The sequence below is a fragment of the Hymenobacter sp. DG25B genome, assembly GCF_000801315.1.
Lineage (GTDB): Bacteria > Bacteroidota > Bacteroidia > Cytophagales > Hymenobacteraceae > Hymenobacter.
This window is the reverse complement of sequence record NZ_CP010054.1, coordinates 1987051-2007781: the sequence shown is the minus strand read 5'-3', so window position 1 is coordinate 2007781 and position 20731 is coordinate 1987051. Positions and strand designations below refer to the sequence as shown.

20 protein-coding genes and 1 pseudogene are annotated in these 20731 nt (G+C 58.5%); 15 read left to right on the top strand and 6 right to left on the bottom strand.

From position 1 onward, the window contains the following. Nucleotides 1-15: 15 nt before the first annotated feature. Both PK28_RS08550 and PK28_RS08545 read left to right on the top strand, forming a co-directional pair. Nucleotides 16-351 carry a YbaB/EbfC family nucleoid-associated protein gene (locus tag PK28_RS08550; RefSeq protein ID WP_044513373.1) on the top strand — a complete coding sequence of 112 codons (336 nt, stop codon included), beginning with the start codon at nt 16-18 and terminating at the stop codon, nt 349-351. Beyond that, nucleotides 341-1489 carry a glycosyltransferase family 2 protein gene (locus PK28_RS08545; RefSeq protein WP_065814135.1) on the top strand — a complete coding sequence of 383 codons (1149 nt, stop codon included), beginning with the start codon at nt 341-343 and terminating at the stop codon, nt 1487-1489. The genes PK28_RS08550 and PK28_RS08545 overlap by 11 nt, the downstream gene beginning before the upstream one ends. Here the strand turns inward: PK28_RS08545 and PK28_RS21330 are convergent. Continuing rightward, a pseudogene (locus tag PK28_RS21330) lies at nt 1490-1600 on the bottom strand (PspC family transcriptional regulator); the annotation flags it as partial. Nucleotides 1601-1844: 244 nt separating this feature from the next. Here PK28_RS21330 and PK28_RS08540 point away from each other — a divergent pair. The 3 genes from PK28_RS08540 (at nt 1845) to PK28_RS08530 (ending at nt 5590) form a co-directional block, all read left to right on the top strand. Continuing rightward, on the top strand, nt 1845-3572 hold the full coding sequence (locus tag PK28_RS08540; RefSeq protein WP_044513372.1) for a tetratricopeptide repeat protein: 1728 nt from the start codon (nt 1845-1847) through the stop codon (nt 3570-3572). A gap of 307 nt (nt 3573-3879) precedes the next feature. Beyond that, the gene (locus PK28_RS08535; RefSeq protein ID WP_044513371.1) at nt 3880-4863 is read left to right on the top strand and encodes a pyruvate dehydrogenase complex E1 component subunit beta; all 984 of its coding nucleotides are present in this window, start codon (nt 3880-3882) and stop codon (nt 4861-4863) included. Between the two features lie 175 nt (nt 4864-5038). Then, nucleotides 5039-5590 (top strand): DinB family protein, encoded by a 552-nt coding sequence (locus PK28_RS08530; protein ID WP_044513370.1) that lies wholly within the window; start codon nt 5039-5041, stop codon nt 5588-5590. Between the two features lie 14 nt (nt 5591-5604). On the opposite strand, the gene PK28_RS08525 is transcribed toward PK28_RS08530, so the two are convergent. From PK28_RS08525 to PK28_RS20920, 3 genes are read right to left on the bottom strand one after another with little or no spacing between them, the layout of a single operon-like run. Beyond that, nucleotides 5605-6063, bottom strand: coding sequence for an acyl-CoA thioesterase (locus PK28_RS08525; protein WP_044513369.1), 459 nt, complete (start codon nt 6061-6063; stop codon nt 5605-5607). Between the two features lie 19 nt (nt 6064-6082). Then, a complete protein-coding gene (locus PK28_RS08520) occupies nt 6083-6574 on the bottom strand; it encodes a class I SAM-dependent methyltransferase (RefSeq protein ID WP_231576118.1) in 492 nt (163 codons plus the stop codon). Beyond that, the gene (locus PK28_RS20920; protein WP_231576117.1) at nt 6544-6804 is read right to left on the bottom strand and encodes a hypothetical protein; all 261 of its coding nucleotides are present in this window, start codon (nt 6802-6804) and stop codon (nt 6544-6546) included. The genes PK28_RS08520 and PK28_RS20920 overlap by 31 nt, the downstream gene beginning before the upstream one ends. Before the next feature lie 98 nt (nt 6805-6902). Here PK28_RS20920 and PK28_RS08515 point away from each other — a divergent pair, with 98 nt between their 5' ends. Next, complete coding sequence (locus PK28_RS08515; protein ID WP_044513368.1) at nt 6903-7286, top strand: hypothetical protein; 384 nt, start codon at nt 6903-6905, stop codon at nt 7284-7286. 228 nt (nt 7287-7514) lie between these two features. Further along, nucleotides 7515-7991: a nucleoside deaminase gene (locus tag PK28_RS08510; protein WP_044516632.1), complete on the top strand. Its 477-nt coding sequence runs from the start codon at nt 7515-7517 to the stop codon at nt 7989-7991. Between the two features lie 124 nt (nt 7992-8115). Here the strand turns inward: PK28_RS08510 and ffh are convergent, their stop codons facing one another. After that, nucleotides 8116-9465 (bottom strand): signal recognition particle protein, encoded by a 1350-nt coding sequence (ffh, locus tag PK28_RS08505; RefSeq protein WP_044513367.1) that lies wholly within the window; start codon nt 9463-9465, stop codon nt 8116-8118. A 147-nt stretch (nt 9466-9612) separates the two neighbouring features. Here ffh and PK28_RS08500 point away from each other — a divergent pair, with 147 nt between their 5' ends. Then, nucleotides 9613-10929, top strand: coding sequence for a glycosyltransferase family 4 protein (locus PK28_RS08500; protein ID WP_231576116.1), 1317 nt, complete (start codon nt 9613-9615; stop codon nt 10927-10929). Between the two features lie 182 nt (nt 10930-11111). On the opposite strand, the gene PK28_RS18965 is transcribed toward PK28_RS08500, so the two are convergent. Further along, complete coding sequence (locus PK28_RS18965) at nt 11112-12956, bottom strand: hypothetical protein (protein WP_048825773.1); 1845 nt, start codon at nt 12954-12956, stop codon at nt 11112-11114. Between the two features lie 254 nt (nt 12957-13210). Here PK28_RS18965 and pseB point away from each other — a divergent pair, with 254 nt between their 5' ends. The 7 genes from pseB (at nt 13211) to PK28_RS08460 (ending at nt 20722) form a co-directional block, all read left to right on the top strand. After that, entirely contained in the window at nt 13211-14236 is a 1026-nt protein-coding gene (pseB, locus tag PK28_RS08490; RefSeq protein WP_044513366.1) for a UDP-N-acetylglucosamine 4,6-dehydratase (inverting), read from the top strand. A 24-nt stretch (nt 14237-14260) separates the two neighbouring features. Next, nucleotides 14261-15451, top strand: a complete 1191-nt coding sequence (gene pseC / locus PK28_RS08485; protein WP_044513365.1) for a UDP-4-amino-4,6-dideoxy-N-acetyl-beta-L-altrosamine transaminase — start codon at nt 14261-14263, stop codon at nt 15449-15451. Further along, entirely contained in the window at nt 15452-16108 is a 657-nt protein-coding gene (locus PK28_RS08480; protein ID WP_044513364.1) for a pseudaminic acid biosynthesis-associated methylase, read from the top strand. Beyond that, nucleotides 16108-16833 carry a cytidylyltransferase domain-containing protein gene (locus tag PK28_RS08475; RefSeq protein ID WP_044513363.1) on the top strand — a complete coding sequence of 242 codons (726 nt, stop codon included), beginning with the start codon at nt 16108-16110 and terminating at the stop codon, nt 16831-16833. The genes PK28_RS08480 and PK28_RS08475 overlap by 1 nt, the downstream gene beginning before the upstream one ends. After that, nucleotides 16833-18320 carry a UDP-2,4-diacetamido-2,4,6-trideoxy-beta-L-altropyranose hydrolase gene (gene pseG / locus PK28_RS08470; protein ID WP_044513362.1) on the top strand — a complete coding sequence of 496 codons (1488 nt, stop codon included), beginning with the start codon at nt 16833-16835 and terminating at the stop codon, nt 18318-18320. The genes PK28_RS08475 and pseG overlap by 1 nt, the downstream gene beginning before the upstream one ends. 69 nt (nt 18321-18389) lie before the next feature. Further along, nucleotides 18390-19424, top strand: a complete 1035-nt coding sequence (gene pseI / locus PK28_RS08465; RefSeq protein ID WP_197070387.1) for a pseudaminic acid synthase — start codon at nt 18390-18392, stop codon at nt 19422-19424. Then, nucleotides 19421-20722, top strand: coding sequence for a glycosyltransferase family protein (locus PK28_RS08460; protein ID WP_231576115.1), 1302 nt, complete (start codon nt 19421-19423; stop codon nt 20720-20722). The genes pseI and PK28_RS08460 overlap by 4 nt, the downstream gene beginning before the upstream one ends. Nucleotides 20723-20731 lie beyond the last annotated feature (9 nt).

The following is a 20731-nucleotide window of genomic DNA, read 5'->3' as shown; positions in this document are numbered from 1 at the left end:
AAAGATTTTGAGCATATGTTTGACATGATGGGCATGATGGGGAAGGTAAAAGAGCTCCAGGATAAAATGAAGCAGGCGCAGGACGAGCTGCAGCACCTCACCGTCACGGCCGAATCGGGCGGTGGTCTGGTGAAGGCTACCGTGAACGGGCAGCGCCGCGTGCTGAAGCTCGATATTGACGAAAGCCTGCTCTCCGGCCCCGACCGTGACATGATGGCGGACTTGGTAGTGGCCGCCGTGAATAAGGCCCTGGAAGAAGTTGGCGAAAAAGCCAAGGAAGAACTCAAAAACAAAACTTCGGGCCTGCTGCCCAACATTCCCGGCCTCGATTTCGGTAACCTTGGTCTCTAGTCAGCCCACAGAAATTGGAGGGCCCTGTACAGATGTAGCCGTCGTTATTCTGAACTGGAATGGCCTGCACTGGCTGCAGCAGTTTTTGCCGGAGGTAGTGGCGCAAGCCGATGGGGCCACCATTGTAGTAGCGGATAATGCCTCCACCGATGCGTCAGTGGCTTGGCTGCGGGCGCAGTTTCCGGTCGTGCGGGTGCTCCTTCATGCTACTAATCTGGGCTTCTGCGAAGGCTATAACCAGGCGCTGCGCCAGCTGGATTTCCAGTACTATGTGCTGCTGAACTCGGATGTAGCCGTAACGCCAGGCTGGCTACGCCCTTTGCGCCAGCTGCTGGAAGAGCGCGCGACTGTAGCGGCCTGTCAGCCCAAAATTCTGAGCCAGCAGCAGCCCAAGCACTTCGAATATGCCGGCGCCGGCGGGGGCTACCTCGACCGGCTGGGCTACCCCTTCTGCCGGGGGCGCCTGTTTGACAGCCTGGAAGAAGACCACGGCCAGTATAACGATGCCCGACCCGTGGCCTGGGCTACCGGCGCCTGCATGATGGTGCGCGCCAGTGCCTGGCACGCGCTGGGCGGCCTGGAACCGGAGTTTTTTGCCCACATGGAGGAAATTGATCTGTGCTGGCGCCTGCAGAATGCGAGCCATGAAATCTGGTACCAGGGCGCTAGCACCGTCTACCACGTGGGCGGGGGCACGCTGCACAAAAGCAACCCGCGCAAAACCTACCTCAACTTTCGTAATGGGCTGGCGCTGGTATACAAAAACTCGGCCCCGGCGGAGCTAACCAGCACGCTGGCGCAGCGTCTGCTGCTAGACTGGGTAGCCGCGGCGCGGTTCCTCACCCAGGGGGCTTTTGGCGATTTTAGGGCGGTCCTGCGCGCCCACCGAGACGTACTGCGGAAGCGCTCCTACTGGAAGACCCAAAGGCGGGCGGCGCGGCCGCACCTTATCGTGGCCCAACGGGCTGGCACCTACTCGGGCAGCCTGGTTTGGGCATATTTTGTCCAGGGAAAGCGGACGTTTGCGGAGCTACAAATCCCAGACGGTGCTGCGCTGCCGGCGCAAAGCCCGGCGCACGTTCATCCAGAACGCCAGCGCGAAGTACAGCACCACCGGGGAGCCAAACGTGAAGAATGAGGCGTACACAAACGAGAGGCGCACGCTGCTGGTAGAAAATCCCAGCCGCTCGCCCAGCGCATTGCAAACGCCGAAGCTTTGCTTTTCAATAAAGTCGGTTAGTCGTCTCATAGCCCTTACTATCAACAGCTGCCTTTAGTGGCTAACCTGGTCTAAGGTAACACGATACGCCGAAAGGCACAACTTCTACCCGGCATTTTGCCCCAAGTTACGCCTCTTATCAGGAGTTTTTCGTTTGTTGTCTGAAATTAGCCTACCACGTTTTCAATACATGATCAGCCTATCTGTGCGCGTTGTACCACTTATTCTAGCAGCCACCCTTGGCGTCACCTTGTCGGGTTGTACGCTTACCCGGATGATGAAGGTTGCCGGTGAGGGCCAACAAATTACCGTTCAGCCCTCGGTGCTGGATACCAACGGCGAAAATGTGCTGTTTGAGGTGAAGGCGAAAGTTCCGGCGGCCCACCTGCGCAAAGGCAAAGCCTATAACCTGAACCTGAGCTACCACTACGATAATGGACTGCGGGAAGACACCGTGGGCCGCCTCAGCTTTGTATCCGGCGAGTACGTGTATGATGAGGACCGCAAAGACCAGCTAGTAGTAACCAGGCAATTTTCGTTTCCTTTCACGCCACGTAAAAACCCGGGCCAGCTGCTAGCCACGCCCGAAGCCCGCCAGCGGCGGGCGGGCGGCAAAGTACGCACCGGCAAGCCATTCCCCATAGCCCGCGGCATTGTAACCACCAGCCGCCTGGTAGTGCGCCAGGATACGCTGATTCCTTACCTGCCGGAAACGGCCAGTCTGGAAGGCGGCGGCACCCGCGTTTTGCCGTTCTTTTTTGACACCGGCGAAAGCAAAATTCGCAACTATCTGGGCACCAACGTAGCCGCCCTGGAAGAATTCATCGAAGCCAACCAGAAAACCGAGCTGGTGATGGTGGTGGCCGGCAACTCGCCCGAGCCAGCCGAAACCCGGAACCCGCACCTGGCCGACCAGCGCGTGCAGGCCCTGGTAAAGTACTACAAAAACCGTGTTGATGTCAGCTCTTACCTGAATTCGGTGAAGGAAATCCGCTTTGATACCCGGGCTTACCGCAACCGCTGGGACTTGTTCGTGAACAAGGTGCAGGAGTCAGCGCTGCAGCCCGCTCAGGTAGATTCGGTGCTGACTATTCTGAATGAGTCAGAAGGCACGTTTGCTGAGCGGGAGCTACAGCTGCACCAGCTTTCCTTCTTCGATTATCTGGAGCAATATATTTACCCGGTGATGCGCTTTGGCACGGTGGCCGTGAAATACAGCGCCCCTAAACGCTACGAATCGGAAATCTACCTGCTCTCCAAAAAGATTGTGGAAAAGCAGATGGAGGCCGATGCCCTAACGCCCGAAGAGTTGCGGTACTCCGCCACGCTCACACCGCTGCTAGCCGAAAAGCAGCGCATCTATGAAACCGCCATTGCTACCACTGGCCGCTGGGAAGCCTATCATAACTTAGGTGTAGTGCTGGCAGCCCGCGCCGAGAAAGAAGTAAACCTGCGGGTGAAAAAAGCCTATCAGCGCCGGGCCGCTACCAACTTTACCCTGGCCGCGCACCGCAACCCTACAGCCCTCACCTTCTACCGCACCGCCACCGCCTACCACCGCGCCGGCGACAAGCTGGAGGCTCTGCAGAACTACGACTACGCCATTAAGCTGGGCGGCCCCCGCCCCATTCTGAACAAGGTATTTGCCGATAAAGCCGCGCTGGAAATTGAAGTAGGCCAGCCTGATGATGCCCTGCGCAGCCTCAGCTTCAGCGACAAATCCTATCAGAACACCATGAACCGCGCCCTGATTTACCTGCTAAAGGAAAACTACGAAGGCGCGGCCCAGATTTATCAGGAAGCCCTCACCCTGAAGCCCAACGATGCCATGGCGTACTACTGCCTGGCCCTGGTGGCGGCCCGCCAAAAAGACGAAGCCCAAATGGGCCAGTACCTGCGCCGGGCCGTGCAGCTGGACCGCCAGTTTGCCCAGCGGGCGGTAGAGGACCTGGAGTTCCGGGATTTTGCGGCCAGCAAAACGTTTATGGAAGCCTTGAAGTAGGAAGGTGTTATAGCCAGCCCGTGTCCTTGCGAGGACGATGGACGAAGCAATCCATCCTTTTACCAGAAAGCCCTTTCCCGTCAGCAACGGAAAAGGGCTTTTCACATCTCATGGTTTTCTACGTCTGAGAGGACGGATTGCTTCGTCGTGCCTCCTCGCAAGGACAGGCCCCCACATCATCTTCTCTCCTCACCACTTCATTACAAAATCCTCATTTGCCCGTCCCGTCTGAGCGTCGTAGCTTTACGGGCCGGAAATCCTCCGGCTTTTTCTTTCTGATTTTTCGACTTTCTGTCAACTGACGACTATGCGGACCATCCAATTCCGGGAAGCCCTGCGTGAAGCCATGTCTGAAGAAATGCGCCGCGACCCGCGCGTGTTTCTCATGGGCGAAGAAGTAGCTGAGTATAACGGCGCTTATAAAGTAAGCCAGGGCATGCTCGACGAATTCGGTCCGGAGCGCGTAATTGATACGCCTATTGCCGAGCTGGGCTTTGCCGGCATTGGCGTAGGCGCGGCCATCAACGGCCTGCTGCCCATCATCGAGTTCATGACCTTTAACTTTTCCCTGGTCGCTATTGATCAGGTGATTAACTCGGCGGCCAAAATCTATTCCATGTCGGGTGGTCAGTACTCCTGCCCTATCGTATTCCGCGGCCCAACCGGCAACGCCGGTATGCTTTCCTCGCAGCACTCGCAGAACTTCGAGAACTGGTACGCTAACTGCCCCGGTCTGAAAGTGGTGGTACCTTCCACTCCCTACGATGCCAAAGGCCTGTTGAAATCCGCCATCCGCGACGCTGACCCGGTGATTTTCATGGAGTCGGAGCTGATGTACGGCGACAAAGGCGAGGTGCCCGAAGAAGAGTACCTGATTCCGATTGGCAAAGCCAACGTAGTCCGTCAGGGCGACAGTGTAACGCTGGTGAGCTTCGGTAAAATGATGAAAGTGGCCCTGGCCGCCGCCGATGAGCTGGCTAAGGAAGGCATCAACGCCGAGGTTATTGACCTGCGCTCCGTGCGCCCCATCGACTACGATACCCTGATTGAATCGGTAAAGAAAACCAACCGCATGGTGGTGGTAGAAGAAGCCTGGCCCCTGGCCAGCATCAGCTCGGAGCTGGCCTACATGGTGCAGCGCCGCGCCTTCGACTACCTTGATGCCCCCGTAGTGCGCATTACCTGCCAGGACGTGCCCCTACCCTACGCACCTACCCTCATTGAGGCCTCGCTGCCCAATGTGGCCCGCACAGTAGCCGCGGTAAAGGAAGTAACCTATCAGAAAGCTTAGCTTTCGGCATTCACCTACTAAAAAGCCTCGCTGGTATTCTCCGGCGGGGCTTTTTATTTGATTTTGTGACGGAACGAGTTAGCTGCCGGATAGCAGCCTGCGTTATAGCTGCAGGCTGGCGTTTGGGCCCAAATTTGTAGTTTACGCCTCCCTACCTCCTTACGCCCGCCCTTTTATGAATCACCGCTTACACATACGCTTTGAGCAGTTGGAACATGCCACTAACCGTCTGCTGGCTTCGGCCGCCGTGCTGGGAGAGCAGGCGTACCAGGCGCCAGGCCCGGGCCAGTGGTCGGCGGCGCAGGTAGTCCAGCACCTGGTGGTAGCCGAAACGGGCATTGGGCTGTATGTGGAAAAAAAAGTGCTGCAGGCGGAGGGGTTGCAGGCAGGCGGCATAGGTTCTTTTCTGAAGTCGCGGCTGCTGCGGGTCCTTTTGCGGCTGCCTTTTACGCGTTTTAAAGCGCCGGCTTCGCTTACTAAGCTAACGCCGGAAGCGGTTCCGCCGCTGGCGGAGCTACGCGCTGAGTGGGAGGCCTCGCGCCGCCGCCTGGAGCGCACCTTAAACGAGTATCCAGGCAAACTGCTGAACCGCACCATTTTCAAGCATCCCCGCTCGGGCATGCTCACCATCACGCAAACCCTGGATTTTATGCTGGATCATATCCTGCATCATCAAAAGCAGCTGGAGCGCATTACTAAGCAAGTAGCCCAGCCGGCCGCAAGGTAGCACAGGCGTTTGGCTCAGGCCTTTTCCTCGCTTTTCCGCACGATGTCGGCGTAGGAGGCGTGGGGGGCGAGTTGCCGCATAATGGCAGTCATTTCTACCGGGGGCACCGTTAGCTTGCGGGCGCGCAAATCCAGCCAGGCACCGTCTACGGTCACGGTGGCGGCCAGCCGTTCATCGGCTTTATAGATGCTGTGCACAATGCGCCAGCGGGAGCCATCTTCATTGATGCCCGCCAGCTCGGCCGTTACGCGAATGACCTCGCTCAGGCCCACTTCCTTGAAAAAGCGAGTGTCTTCCCGAAACAGAATGGGACCAATGGCCAGCTTGGCAAGGTGCGCCATAGTGAAGCCATTTTCGGCCAGATATTCCAGGCGTACCTGCGCGGCGTAGTCGGTGTAGGCCGAGTGGCGCATGTGGATGTTAGGGTCGAGGTCGGCCCAACGCACGGTATATATTTTTTCGAACTCTGTCATAAACGGAAATAGAATACGGCTAGCGCACAGTTAGACGCACTAAGTACTGTTCTTGTTCGTCCTCGGCCACAAACTCTACTTCATAACCGGCGGCCTCCGCGTAGTCCTGCACAATACCGGCGCCGGCAAAAAGCCAATGAAAAGGGGCGCCGGTTTCGCCGTTATACGTCATGCGGTATTCCACCTCGCCGTGGTACGGGCCATTCAGGTTAAACACCAGGGCGCCGTCCTCATCCTCAAACAGATAAGCTATATCGGAGGAAGTTGCCAGAATCTGGCCGCCGGGAAGTAGCAGGGTACGGGCATATTCCAGAAACTGCTCCAGCCCTTCCAGCGTGCCTACCAGGCCCAGGCCGTTCATCAGCATCAAAATGGTATCGTAGTGCGCAGCGGGCACCGAAAACAAGTCGTGACAGGCTACTTCACGCACGCCGCGCTCCTCCATTACCTGTACAGCACCCGGCGAAACATCCACGGCTTTTACCTGAAAACCGCGGTTTTGCAACTCCAAAGCATGACAGCCCGCCCCGCGCCTATATCCAGAACACGGCCGCGGCACTCTTCCAGCGCGGTACGCTCCAGTTCCGGCATTTCCCAGAGGCTGCGGAAGAAGTATTGCGCCGGTAGCTCTTCATCATCGGCTACGTTGGAGTGCACCACCAGCGACGCCTTGGGGTCGGTGTTGTGGAGGCAGGCAAGCAGGGCGTGGCCCAGGGGGTCGGGAGTAGCAGAGGCAGACATGGGGCGAAGATAGAAAGGATGCCGGCCAAAGTGGGCACCGTATCCTTTCGCGCCGGCTCTTCGTTGACATCAGCATTCCTCCCTTTTGCCTTTTCGCCATGTCCGTTAACCTTGATTACCTCGACCCTGCCCTGCTTCCGCTGGAAGAGAAAGTGGAAGCTTACCTCAGCGCCAAAGAAGACTTGCAGAAAGCCATTGTAGCCGCCCATTCCCGGGAAGGCCAGCCCGTACCGGAGGATTTTGAACAGCGCTCCGCCACCGGCTCTTTTGATCAGCAGGCCGATGAAGTGGGAAATGCGGTAGAAAATCTGCAGGCTGATCTGGCCATCCTGCGCCGGGAAATTATGGAAATGCTGCCCGTGCGCGATGAATGGGTGAAAGTAAACCTGGGCTACGGCCCCAGCCGCGTGGGGGCTTTCCGCAACGAGAAAAATCCGCTGCCCGAGGGCGAGGACGAATACATCCTGCGGGTAGTGCAATAACCTGTTTTTCAGGCAAATAAAAAAGGAGCAGCTAGTAGCTACTCCCTTTTCCACAACCAAAACACCTAAAAAACTATTCTTTCGAGGAACACATCTGCAATTGCTATGCCATGTTATTGGCATTTACCTGAATTCTCGGAATAATCTTTGGCTTCTTTCCTGAACATGCCAGTCGCAGTTCATCCTTAAACCTGCCGTGGCTACCTTGCACCCTTAATTACAGACATGATGCAAGACCCCAATCCTGAGTTTATGCGGGAGGCCATTCGCCTCTCAGTTGAGAAGATGCAAGCCGGTTTTGGTGGCCCGTTTGGAGCCGTTATTGTGAAAGACGGTCAGATTATCGCCCGTGGCTTCAACCAGGTAACCAGCACTAACGACCCTACCTGCCACGCCGAGGTCGACGCCATCCGGAAAGCCTGCACCACGCTGGGCACCTTCCAGCTCGACGACTGCGACCTGTATACTTCCTGTGAACCCTGCCCCATGTGCCTGGGCGCCATTTACTGGGCCCGCCCGCGCCGTGTGTTCTACGGCAACACCAAGCAGGATGCCGCCGCCATTGGCTTCGATGACCAGTTCATCTACGACGAAATAGAGAAGCCTCTCTCCTCCCGCCAAATTCCCATGCAGCAGCTGCTGCATGAAGAGGCTCTGGCCGGCTTTCAGGCCTGGCAGCAACACGAAAGCAAGACGGAATACTAATTCTGTCATTCCGACCGCAGGGAGGAATCTGCTTTTAAGGTAATGCGCAACAATAAAAAAGCCCCGAACGACTATGGTTCGGGGCTTTTTTATTCAGATTCCTCCCTGCGGTCGGAATATCATTTTACCGCATTCCGCCACGCATACCCATCATGCGGGCCATTTGCAGCATACCGCCCTTGCTCTGACTCATCTTGTTCATGGTGCGCATCACTTTGCGCATGTCCTCAAACTGCTTCATCAGGTTGTTTACCTGCTGAATATCGGTGCCTGAGCCTTTAGCCAGGCGACGGCGGCGCGAGCCGTTCAGCAGATCGGGGTTAGCCCGCTCCTGCGCAGTCATGCTTTTAATAATGGCCTCAATGGGCTTGAAGGCATCATCATCAATATCCACTTCCTTGATGGCCTTGCTCATACCGGGAATCATGCCCACCAGATCCTTCAGGTTGCCCATCTTCTTGATCTGCTCCAGCTGGGAGAGGAAGTCATCGAAGTTGAACTGGTTTTTGCGGATTTTCTGGTTGATGCGCTTGGCTTCTTCCTCGTCGAACTGCTGTTGGGCGCGCTCTACCAGCGAAATAACGTCGCCCATGCCCAGAATACGCTGGGCCATGCGGTCGGGGTAGAACATGTCCAGCGCTTCCATCTTTTCACCGGTGGAGATGAACTTGATGGGTTTCTCCACTACCGCCCGGATAGACAGCGCCGCACCACCACGCGAGTCACCGTCGAGCTTGGTGAGGACGACGCCGTCGAAGTTCAGCCGGTCATTAAAGGTCTTGGCCGTGTTCACGGCGTCCTGACCCGTCATGGAGTCTACTACAAACAGCGTTTCCGAGGGGTTGATGGCGCGCTTCACGGCCTCAATCTCGCGCATCATCTGCTCGTCTACGGCCAGGCGGCCGGCGGTGTCAATGATGACTACCTTCTTGTTATTCTTTTTCGCAAACTCAATGGCGTTCTGCGAGATAGAAACCGGATTTTTATTTTCCGGCTCCGAGTACACTTCCACGCCAATCTGCTCGCCCAGCACTTTCAGCTGGTCAATAGCGGCGGGGCGGTACACGTCGCAGGCCACCAGCAGCACGGTGCGGTTCTGCTTTTTGATGAAGCTGGCCAGCTTACCGGCGAAGGTGGTTTTACCTGAGCCCTGCAGACCCGACAGCAGCACTACGGCCGGGTCGCCTTTAATAACGATATCCTGTTTTTCGCCGCCCATCAGCTGGGTCAGCTCATCGTACACGATTTTGGTGAGCAGCTGGCCCGGCGACACGCTGATGAGCACGTCGCGGCCCATGGCCTCGTCCTTAATCTTGTCGGTGACGTCTTTGGCCACCTTGTAGTTCACGTCGGCATCCACCAGCGCCCGGCGGATTTCCTTTACCGTGGCGGCTACGTTGATTTCGGTGATGCTGCCCTGGCCTTTCAGCGTTTTGAAGGCCTTATCTAACTTGGTACTGAGGTTATCGAACATTGATTCGCAGATTTGCGCTGATTTCCGGAGGTGGTTGCGGGCGGTAAAACGAGTCGCAACGAACAAATTTTCCCCAAAAATAACCAGAAAACCCCGAAAGCCGACTACTGCTTACCTTCGCGGCTTCACCTTTGCTTTCCTTTGCCCGTGTCTAAGCTGCGCCTGCTTGTGATTACCTATTACTGGCCGCCCTCCGGCGGGGCCGGCGTGCAGCGCAGCCTGAAGTTTGTGAAGCACCTGCCCAGCTTCGAGGTGGAGCCCACAGTCATTACTGTAGACCCCGAAAAAGGCGCGTATCCGGTACTTGATTTGTCGTTGGCGGCGGATGTTCCGGCTTCGGTACGGGTACTGCGTACCGATACTTCGGAGCCATTTGGCAGCTATAAGAAGCTAACCGGACGCCAGCAGATTCCATATGGAGGCTTCGCCAACGAAAGCAAAACCAGCCTCGCGCAGCGGTTTTTCAAGTTTGTGCGGGGCAATGTTTTCATTCCCGATCCGCGCCGGGGCTGGAACCGCCACGTGCTGCGCGCCGTGGAGGAGCTGTATGCCAAAGGCGAGAAATTTGACGCCGTGTTCACCAGCAGCCCGCCACACTCCACCCAGCTCATCGGGTTGGAGCTAAAAAAACGCTACAAACTGCGTTGGCTAGCCGATTTGCGCGACCCGTGGACCGATATCTACTACCACCACGAGCTCAACCAAACGCCCCTGGCCCGCTGGCTGGATGCCCGCTACGAGCGCCAGGTGCTGGAGCAGGCCGATGCCGTGCTGGTCACCAGCCCCGACACCAAGCGGTTATTTTTGGGCAAGTCGCCACAACTTTCCAGCGAGAAATTTCACGTGCTGCCCAACGGCTACGATGAAAGTGACTTTCGGGAGCCCTCCACCCCACCCTCAGATGCTCTGCTCATCACGCACACCGGCACCATCACGGAAACCTACCACATTGAGCTGTTTCTGAGCGCCGTGGCCGAGTGCGCCCGCCAGAACCCCGATGTACCGCTGCGGCTGCGCTTCGTGGGAAAAGTATCGGACGGGGTGCGCCGGCAGTTAGCAGAAAATGACTTGCTGGAGCGTACGGAGTTGATTCCTTTCGTGCCCCACGATGAGTCGGTTAGCTACTTGCTGCGCAGTACGGTGCTACTGATGGCCATTCCGGATGTGCCGCATAACCTAGGCATTTTGCCGGGTAAGGTGTTTGAGTACCTGGCCGCCAACAAACCCATTATCTGCATCGGCCCTTGCGATTCTGATGCGGCCCACCTGCTGGATGAATGCGGGGCCGGCCGCGTGCTGCCCTATGATGCGTATGGTGCCATGCTGGAGCATCTGCATAACCTCTGCGAAATGTGGCGCGCCAACTCCAGTCTCGATTTGCCGAGGCTTACGCATGCCCGCTATTCCCGCCGGGCCCTTACGAAGCAGTTGGCGAAGCTGATTAAAGGACTACTGTCATCCTGAGCTTCGCGAAGGACCTTCCTCACCTTTGTGATGCCGTCAAATAAATGCACAAAGCCCTTTATCCGTTGCGTGGTAAAGGGCTTTGTATATTGAAAAGGCTGTTGTGGGTTAGGTGAGGCAGATCCTTCGCAAAGCTCAGGATGACAGATGGTTTTAGTTGAGCACCTAGACTATTTTTAGAACTACATGCCCAATACGGCGCGCAGCTTAGCGGGAAGCAGCCCGGCGGCCCGCGCTTTCAGATCTACCCAGACGGAGCGCTGCAGCTGGCGGCCCTGCCATTGGCCGATGGCAGTGGCCAGGCGCTGAGCCAGCGTGCGGTAGTGCTGGCGCTGGTAGTGGCGCAGGTTGTTGGTGACGTCGGCGGGCGTGCGCACAAAGTCGCGCACATCTACGATAAAGCAGTTTTCGGCTTCGCTTACAAAATCAAGCAATGCCTGGTTCATGCGGATATGGCGGTCTTTGGCACCGGTTTCGCCGGAGCCGGGTACTTCTATTTCAGCGCCATTGAGGAAGAATAGGGGCACCGACGCGGGTACCTGCGCCCGCAGCCAGCGCAGATTTTCGATGAAATCAGCCGGCCGAATCTGGCCTTCGTAGGCAAACTCCTGCTGAAAGCGCCGCATAAAGGCTTCATCAAGCCCCCGGAAACGGCGCTTGGCAAATCTAACGGCCTGGGCGGTGGCATCAACGGTTATCAGATTATTATAGCTGCTGAACGGAATCTGGTGGCCGGTGGCTTTTTCGCGGTACACCTCCTGGGTATAGTCCATCAGGGGGCTGTACACCAGCACATCATAGGATGGGTTCCAGAGCCTGGTCTGGAAGGCTTCTTCGCCCAGAAACGGCAGACTGGTGGCCAGGCGTTTTTTCTCCGGTTCTGGCCACTCCCGGCCGCCGCGTAGCAGGGCGGTATGCTCTACGTGCACCGGAATCTGGTGCTCGTTTACATAGTTGAACTCCTCCGTCACTACCAGATCAAAAGCCTGCAGAAAGGGCGTAAGCTGGCCTAAGTCGCAGCCGCCTTTGAGCAGCACGCGCAATTTGGGGGCACCAGCCACCGGAGCAACTTCCGGGGTTTGCAGGCCCGCCGCGCTGATGGTAATCCAGTCGGGTTGGTTGGTTTGGTTGAGTTCCGTGGCCACTTCGCCCTGCACCTCCAGGGCCGGAAACCCAAGGTGCGCGTAGGTGAACTGCTCTACGCCCAGGTGCAGAATGCGGCAGGAAAACACCAGCTGCTCCAGCTGGTTTTCGGCCAGATTCAGGCAATACACGCCCACCAGCCCATAATCCCCGAAACGGTCCTGCACGCGCACGGTACCCCAGCGGCGCGTAGCATCCTGAAAGCTGGCTTGCAGCTCCGCTTTTTGAACGCGCTGCTTGGTGAAGTTGAGCTGGTTGGAGCGGTTGATGAGTTCTTCTATCCGGTCGAGGTCGGGCAGCACGGCCGCGCCTTCCCGAAACTCAATCTGCACCTGCGAATCGCGCAGAAAGGCCAGGTTGTCCTGGTAAGTAGAGCGGGCCTGCTGCTGGCGCTCCAGCAGTTTGTACTGTTCCAGGCGCGAGAGACCGGGGTCGGGCTTGCCACTGGCACGCAGTAGCGGGCCCAGCGTGGGCAGGTCGGCGGGGTCGGCTACCTGCAGCTTGGGGTTGTAAAACAGGGCCTCGGCGCGGTTGATGGGGTTATCATCCAGAAACAACGCATTGGGGGCGCGCAACTGCATTTGCGCCAGCAGCTCCTTTATAATAGGACCTTTGGGCTGCCAGCTGATCTGCGGAAACACGAACAGGTCGCGGATACCCAGCTCCACCAGCTTTGCCTCGGCCGCAGCGAAGTCGTTTTTGGAAACGATGGTGTGCACGATGCCCCGGGCGGCGGTAGCGCGCACCAGCTCCAGGTTTTCTTCCAGGGCTTCAATGGCGCCTTCGGAAAGCGTACCGCGCCAGAACGTATCGTCCAGGTCCCAGATAACGACTTTGATGGGCGTATCCGTTGTCAGTTGTTGGTTGCCAGTTGCCAGTGCCATGCGTAGTCGGGGCCGCTTGCCAAACGGACACCACAATGCCCGCCACCACGGCGGCTGTTTCAGAAATAATTACTCCGGCAAAGTTACGCTGAACGAGCAACCTGCGCCCAACCAGCCGAATTTGATCAAAAACCGACAACTGGCAACTCACAACTGGCAACTGACTCTAGAATGCCTACTTTTGCCCTCCTCAGTCCCGGAGGTGGGGTGCAGGTCACGTTTCACCTCATCACCTCCCACTCCTCATCACCCCAATGGCTCTCGACCTCAATCATAAATCCATTCTGGTAACCGGCGGTACCGGTTCTTTCGGCAAGCAGTTCGTTCGCACGGTATTGGAGCAGTTTCCGCAGGTGAAGCGCCTGGTGATTTACTCGCGTGATGAGCTGAAGCAGTTTGAGATGTCGCAGACGTTCTCGCACGCCAAGTACCCCGCCATTCGCTATTTCATTGGTGATGTGCGCGACGCGGAGCGCATGAAGCGCGCCTGCGAGGGCATCGATATTATTGTGCACGCCGCCGCCCTCAAGCAGGTGCCCGCCGCCGAGTATAACCCGATGGAGTGCATTAAAACCAACATCTTCGGGGCCGAAAACGTCATCAATGCCGCGCTGGACTGCGGCGTGACGGAAGTAGTAGCTCTCAGTACCGATAAAGCCGCGGCTCCCATTAACCTGTACGGCGCTACCAAGCTGTGCTCGGATAAGCTATTTGTGGCGGCCAATAACATGAAAGGCGCGCGGGATTTACGCTTTTCGGTGGTGCGCTACGGCAACGTAATCGGCTCCCGGGGCTCCGTGGTGCCGTTTTTCCTGCAACGCCGCAAGGACGGGGTTTTGCCCATCACCCACCCCGACATGACGCGCTTTAACATCTCGCTGGAAGAAGGCGTGGACCTGGTGCTGTATGCGCTGGAGCATTCCTGGGGCGGCGAGATTTTCGTGCCTAAAATTCCGTCTTATAAAATCACTGACGTAGCGGAGGCCATTGGTCCGCAGTGCGAGCAGGAAATTGTGGGCATCCGCCCCGGCGAGAAGCTGCACGAGGAAATGATTACGGAAACCGATGCCCTGAGCACCGTGGAACTGGACCGCTACTACGTGATTCTGCCCGCTACGCCGCAATGGGATACCGATAAATTCATCCGACATTTCGGCGGCAAGCCCGTACCGCTGGGCTTTCACTACAACTCCGCCAACAACGACCACTGGCTGTCGGTGGAGGAAATCCGGGAGGAAATCCGCCTGCACGTGGACCCGGAGTTTACGCATGACTGCTAGGTTTCCCGCTTAGGCTTTTCCGCTATGTCGTTTCAACCAACCCGCCCCATTCCTTACGGCCGGCAGCACATTACCCCCGAGGATGTGCAGGCCGTAACTGAAACGCTGCTTTCCGACTTCCTGACGCAGGGGCCGAAAGTGGCCGAGTTTGAGGAGAAATTCGCGGCCTACATTAACGCGCGCTATGCGGTAGCGGTAAGCAACGGCACGGCGGCGCTGCACCTGTGCACCCTGGCGCTGGGCGTGCAACCGGGCCAGCGCGTTATTACCACGCCCATCACCTTTGCCGCTTCCGCCAACTGCGTGCTGTACTGTGGCGGCGAGGTATATTTTGCCGACATCGACCCCGCCACGGCCTTAATTGATTTGCAGGCCGTGCGCCGCCTGCTGGAAAGCCACCCTAAAGGCTATTTCCACGGCCTGATTCCGGTGGATTTTGCCGGTCTGCCCGTGAACCTGGAGGAAGCCCGCCAGCTCTGCAACGAGTATGGCCTTTGGATGATTGAGGACGCCTGCCACGCGCCGGGCGGCTTTTTCATCGATTCCAATGGCGAGCAGCAGCTTTGCGGCAACGGACAGTACGCCGACCTGGCCATTTTCAGCTTTCACCCGGTAAAGCACATTGCTACCGGCGAAGGCGGCATGATTACCACCAACCGCGAGGACTTATATCAGGAGCTCCTGAAGCTGCGCACCCACGGCATCACCAAAGACCCTGCTCAAATGAGCCGCAACGAAGGCGGCTGGTACATGGAGATGCAGGAACTGGGCTATAACTACCGCATGCCCGATATGCTCACGGCCCTGGGCATCTCGCAGCTGGAGCGGGCCGATGCCGGGTTAGCCCGCCGTCGCGCGCTGGCCGCCCGCTACGATGCCGCGTTTGCCGCCATGCCGGGCGTGCAGGTGCTGGCCCCCGGCCGGGAAGGCCACGCGTATCACCTGTATATTATTCAGGTAGCCGACCGCAAAGGCCTGTATGATTTCCTGCGTACCCGGCAGGTTTTTGCCCAGGTGCACTACATTCCGGTGCACACCATGCCCTACTACCAGAGCCTGGGCTGGCAACCCGGCAACTTCCCCCTGGCCGAGCACTACTACGCGCACTGCCTCAGCATTCCCATGTTCCCGAGTCTGACGGACGAGGAGCAGCAATATGTCATTGACTGCGTGCGGGAGTTCGTTACTACCCAATCAGAAGCAACAAGCAACTAAATGGCTGCTCATACTACCCAAGAGAATTTTTGGTCCGGCGAGTTCGGCCGCGAGTACACCGACCGCAACTCCCGTTCCCTGGCTGATTGGGACGAGTTTTACCGCACCACCTGGGGCCTCACCAAAACCGAGATGAATGCCAATTTCCTGGGCAGACTGGCGCCGGAAAGCCGCATTCTGGAAGTGGGCTGTAACACCGGCATGCAGCTGGCGGGCTTGCAGCACATGGGCTTTCAGCAGCTGTATGGCGTAGAGCTGCAGCCCTACGCCGTGGAGCGGGCCAAGGAATTCACCCGGCACGTAAACATTGTGCAGGGCAGCGGCTTCGATATTCCGTTTAAGGATGCGTTTTTTGATGTGGTGTGCACCAACGGCGTGCTCATCCACATTGCGCCCGATGACCTGCCTCGCATCATGGCCGAGATGGTGCGCTGCTCGCGGCGCTATATCTGGGGGTTTGAGTACTACAGCCCCGAGCTGACCACCATTCCCTACCGCGGCAACGAAGGCTTTTTGTGGAAGGCTGATTACGCCAAGCTCTTCCTGGAGCAGTTCCCGGAGCTGCGCCTGGTAAAGCAGGAGCTGTACCCTTATCAAACCCCTAATGAGCAGGGCAATGTGGATAGCATGTACCTGCTGGAAAAAGTAGCCCGCTAATGCAGAAGGTGGGTGTGATTTCGCAGGCGCGCATGACCAGCACCCGCCTGCCGGGCAAGGTGCTGCGCCCCGTGGGCGGGCACCCGCTGCTACACTACCACGTAGAGCGCCTGCGCCAAAGCGGCCTGCCCCTGTACCTGGCCACCACCACCAACGCCACTGACGAACTACTAGCGGCCTTTGCCGGGCAGTATGCCCTGCCCTGCACCCGCGGCGACGAAAACGACGTACTGGGCCGCTATTACCAGTGCGCCCAGGAACATGACCTCGACGTAATTGTGCGCGTCACCTCCGACTGCCCGCTATTGGACGGCGCGCTGGTAGCCCAGGGTGTGGCGGAATACCTGCGGCAAAACGACCCGCGCCTTTACCTCTCCAATGTGCTGGAGCGCACTTTTCCCCGAGGTTTTGATTTTGAAATATTCTCCCGCGAGCTGCTCACCGAAGCCTTCCAGCACGCCACCCTGCCCGGCGACCGGGAGCATGTAACGCCCTACATCAACCAGAACCGCTCGGGCCAAGTGCGCTTTGCGCATATTCGCCGCCCCGAAGTCCGGAAGGAATACCGACTTACGGTGGATACCGCGGAGGATTTCGAGCTGATTCGTATTTTGATTGAGGAGTATAACGCCGCTACTCTATCCGCTGATGCCTTGATTGCGCTGCTGGATGCCCACCCGGAGCTGGTAGCCCTCAACGCCCACGTAGAGCAAAAAAAGGTCTGATGTCCCCTGCCGCCCGCCCCCGCCTCATTCTTCGTGCCGATGGCAATCCGCGCATTGGGCTGGGCCACGTGATGCGGCTGCTGGCGTTGGGAGAAATACTTAGCGAACAGTTTACCTGTGTTTTTGCCATTCAGGAGCCGGCTGATGCCGTTTTAGAGCAGCTGCGAATGGTGTGTGAGGAAGTGGTGGAAGTGCCGCCCATGCCCTATGATGGCGAGCCGGCCTGGCTGACCCAACACCTGCTCCAGCCCACGGATGTACTGGTACTGGATGGCTATGGCTTCGGGCATAGCTTCCAGCAAGCGGTGCGCCCGGCGGTAGCGCGGTTGGTTTATATCGATGATTTGCTGGCTTTCCCGCAGCTGGCCGATGTAGTGCTCAATCCGGCCGGGGGCGTGCCGCCTGCTAATTACAAATTAGAGAACCCCGCTACCCGGCTGCTGCTGGGACCACACTACGCCCCGCTTCGCCAGGCTTTTCGGGAAGTAACGCTCCCGGAGCGCACCGCCGACACCGATACCGTACTGGTATGCCTGGGCGGCGCCGACCCTACCCACCAGACCCAGCGCGTGGCCGATGAGCTACTGGCCCTGAGCAGCGTGCAGCGGGTGCATGTGGTAGTAGGCAGTGCCTATGCGGGCTGGGAGGTGCTTACCCATTGGGCCCAAACCCATCCGCGCATCACGCTGCACCGCAACCTGCCCGCGGCCGAGCTGTGCCTGCTTATGCAGCAGTGCGGCGCGGCGGTGTGCTCCCCCAGCACTGTGAGCTATGAGTATTGCGCGGCGGGCGGAGGCGTGCTGTTTGTGCTGCCCGTAGCCGATAATCAGCAGAATATCGACCGGTTTCTGCGCAGTGAAGGCATGGCCCTGCCCTATCCCAGCATAAACAACGTCCTCACCTCCCCGGAAGCCGACCGGATTGCCGACCGCCTCCGCCAGCAGCAGGCGCATTGGTTTGATGGGCAGATTTCCCACCGCTTGCAGCAGGAATTCGCGGCCCTGCTCCTTCCCCAACCGGTTTTCCAGCTGCGGCCGGTAGTAACGGCCGATTCTGCCCGGCTGCTGGCCTGGACCAACGACCCCACCGTTCGGCAGTTCTCTTTCAACCCCAACCCGGTTGCTGCCCCCGAGCATGAACAGTGGCTAGCGGCCCGCCTGAATCACCCGCAGCATCTACTATTGCTTGCTGAGGAGCAGGAATCGAAACAACCCATCGGGCTTATCCGGTTTAGTATGGAAGGCGAAGAAGCCACGCTCAGCTACCTGCTGGATGCGGCCTACCGCGGCCAGGGCTTAGCCCCGCAGCTGTTGGTGCAGGGTACGCGGCGGGTGCTGCAGGAAAAGCCCGCGCTACGCCGGGTTGTGGGCCACGTGCAGCAGCGCAATGAGGCTTCCATCCGGGCATTCCGGCGGGCGGGCTTCCAGCCGCTTTCAGAAGCGAATAGTAGCCGGCCTGATTCAGTTACCTTTGTATGGGTGAATTAAGGACGGCTGATTATCGGCTGGCTTTCTTTTCGCTTTGCTTCCGCCCCACTCTCTTCGTAGTTCTTGATTATGCAGATTGGCTCCCGCCTGATTGGCCCCGACCAGCCGCCCTTTATCATTGCTGAGCTCAGCGGCAACCACAACCAAAGCCTGGAGCGCGGGCTCGCCATTGTGGATGCCGTAGCCGCCGCCGGAGCCCACGCCATTAAGCTGCAAACCTACACCGCCGATACCATGACGCTGCCCGGCGCGTATCGCATTGACGACCCCAATTCCCTGTGGTTCGGGCGCGAGCTGCACGAGTTGTACCAGGAAGCCTACACGCCCTGGGATTGGCACCAGCCCCTTTTTGAGCGGGCCAAACAACACGGCATGCTGGCCTTCAGCTCGCCGTTTGATGAATCAGCAGTTGATTTCTTGGAGACGCTGGGCGTACCGGCCTACAAAATTGCCTCCTTCGAGAATACCGACTGGCCCCTGCTGCGGAAAGTAGCCGCTACCGGCAAACCCGTGATTATGAGCACCGGCGCCAGCACCCTGGCCGAGGTAGCCGAAGGCGTGCAGGTGCTGCGCGACGCCGGCTGCCGGGAATTGATTTTGCTGAAGTGCACCAGCACCTACCCGGCCACGCCCCAGAACACCAACCTGCGCACTATCCCGCATTTGCAGCAACTATTCCCGGAGTGCCCCATCGGCCTCTCCGACCACACCATGGGCGTAGGCGCCGCCGTGGCCGCCGTGGCTCTGGGCGCCTGCGTAGTGGAAAAGCACGTAACCCTGCGCCGTGCCGATGGCGGCGTGGACTCGGCTTTTTCGCTGGAGCCGGAAGAAGTGGCCACCCTGGTGACGGAAACGGAGCGCGCCTGGCAGGCGCTGGGCCAGATTCAGTATGGCGTGCAGCGGGCCGAGGAAAAAAGTCGCCTTTACAAACGCTCCGTGTACGTGGCCCAGGACATCAAAGCGGGCGAGCTTTTCACCGCTGAAAATCTGCGGGTGGTGCGGCCCGGACTGGGCTTACCCCCGCGCTACTATGAGCACCTGCTGGGCAAGCCCGCCCGCCAGAGTCTGCCGGCCGGCACGCCCCTCACCTGGGATTTGCTATGAGCGTAAAGCCCGCCGCGCTTTCCCGCACGGAGCGGCTGCGCGACATTCTGCAGCTGCGGTTCACGCCGCTATTCGCGGGTATGTCGGAGGCGGCGCTGGCGGGTATTTCGCCGGCCAGTGTGGGGCGGCGGCTCCTGCGGGTGGCGGGCTATACGGTGCTGCGGCTCCTGGGGAATATAGTGCAGCCCATTCGCAACCCGGAGAAGCTGCGCGGGGCCGTGTGGCTGTATGTGGTCAGCGCCAACAACTATGATTCCTTGCGCTTTATCCGGGAGGCCCGGCCTGATAGTGTATTCGTGGCCGGGCAGCAGAAGCAGATTGGGCGCTACCAAAAGCAGGTAAACCGCCTTTCACTGCGCCGGAAGCTGTTGTACTACTGGCAATTTCCCGGCGTATTGCTGGGACTTTGGCGGCGCGAAGGCAAGCTGGCGTTGCGGTTTTTCGACCTGGTTTTTTATGCTGTAGGATATTACGAAGTGTATCGGCGGGCGCTACGCCACTACCGCCCGCGGGCCGTGGTTTTTGCCAACGACCACAACGACGATACCCGGGCCCTGCTGCTGGCCTGCCAAACCGAAGGAATACCCACGGCCTACGTGCAACACGCCAGCGTCAGCCCCTATTTCCCGCCGCTGGGCTTCGATTTAAGTTTGCTGGAAGGCCAGGATGCGCTGGACAAATACCGCCAGTGCGGCCCCGTAGCGGGCCAGGTAGAACTGGTAGGCATGCCCAAAGCCGATGGGTTTCTGCAGCAACGAAATACCAGCCCCCGCGTGCTACGCGTGGGCGTGGCCTGCAATATTCACGACCCGCTGGAGGCTATTGCCGGCCTTTTGCAGGCACTGCTGCCCACTTTCCCGGAACTCACCTTTACCCTGCGCGCCCACCCCAGCGACACGCGCAACTTTCAGGAACTGGGCCGGCAGCTGCCCGCGCTGCAATTTTCCAATTCCCGCGCCGAAGGCGTGTTTCATTTTTTGCAACGCCAGGATGCCCTGGTTGCCGCCGACACCTCCACCCATCTGGAAGCCGTGCTGCTGAACGTGGCCAGTATTTACTACCGCTTCGGTGACAAGCTTCCCGACGACTATTATGGCTACGTGGCGCACGGCCTCAGCGAGCGGACCGCCACCTCGCCGGAGCTGGAATCCTTGCTGCGCCGCCTGTATCAGCACAAACCCGCCGATTTGTACCTGCGGGCGAGCTACTACAACGCCACTTTGGGTACTTCCGATGAAGGCCATAGCCAGGCGCGGGCGCTGCGTTTGCTGGCGGGCTGGCTGGAAAATGTAGCTTAGCTGTATGTC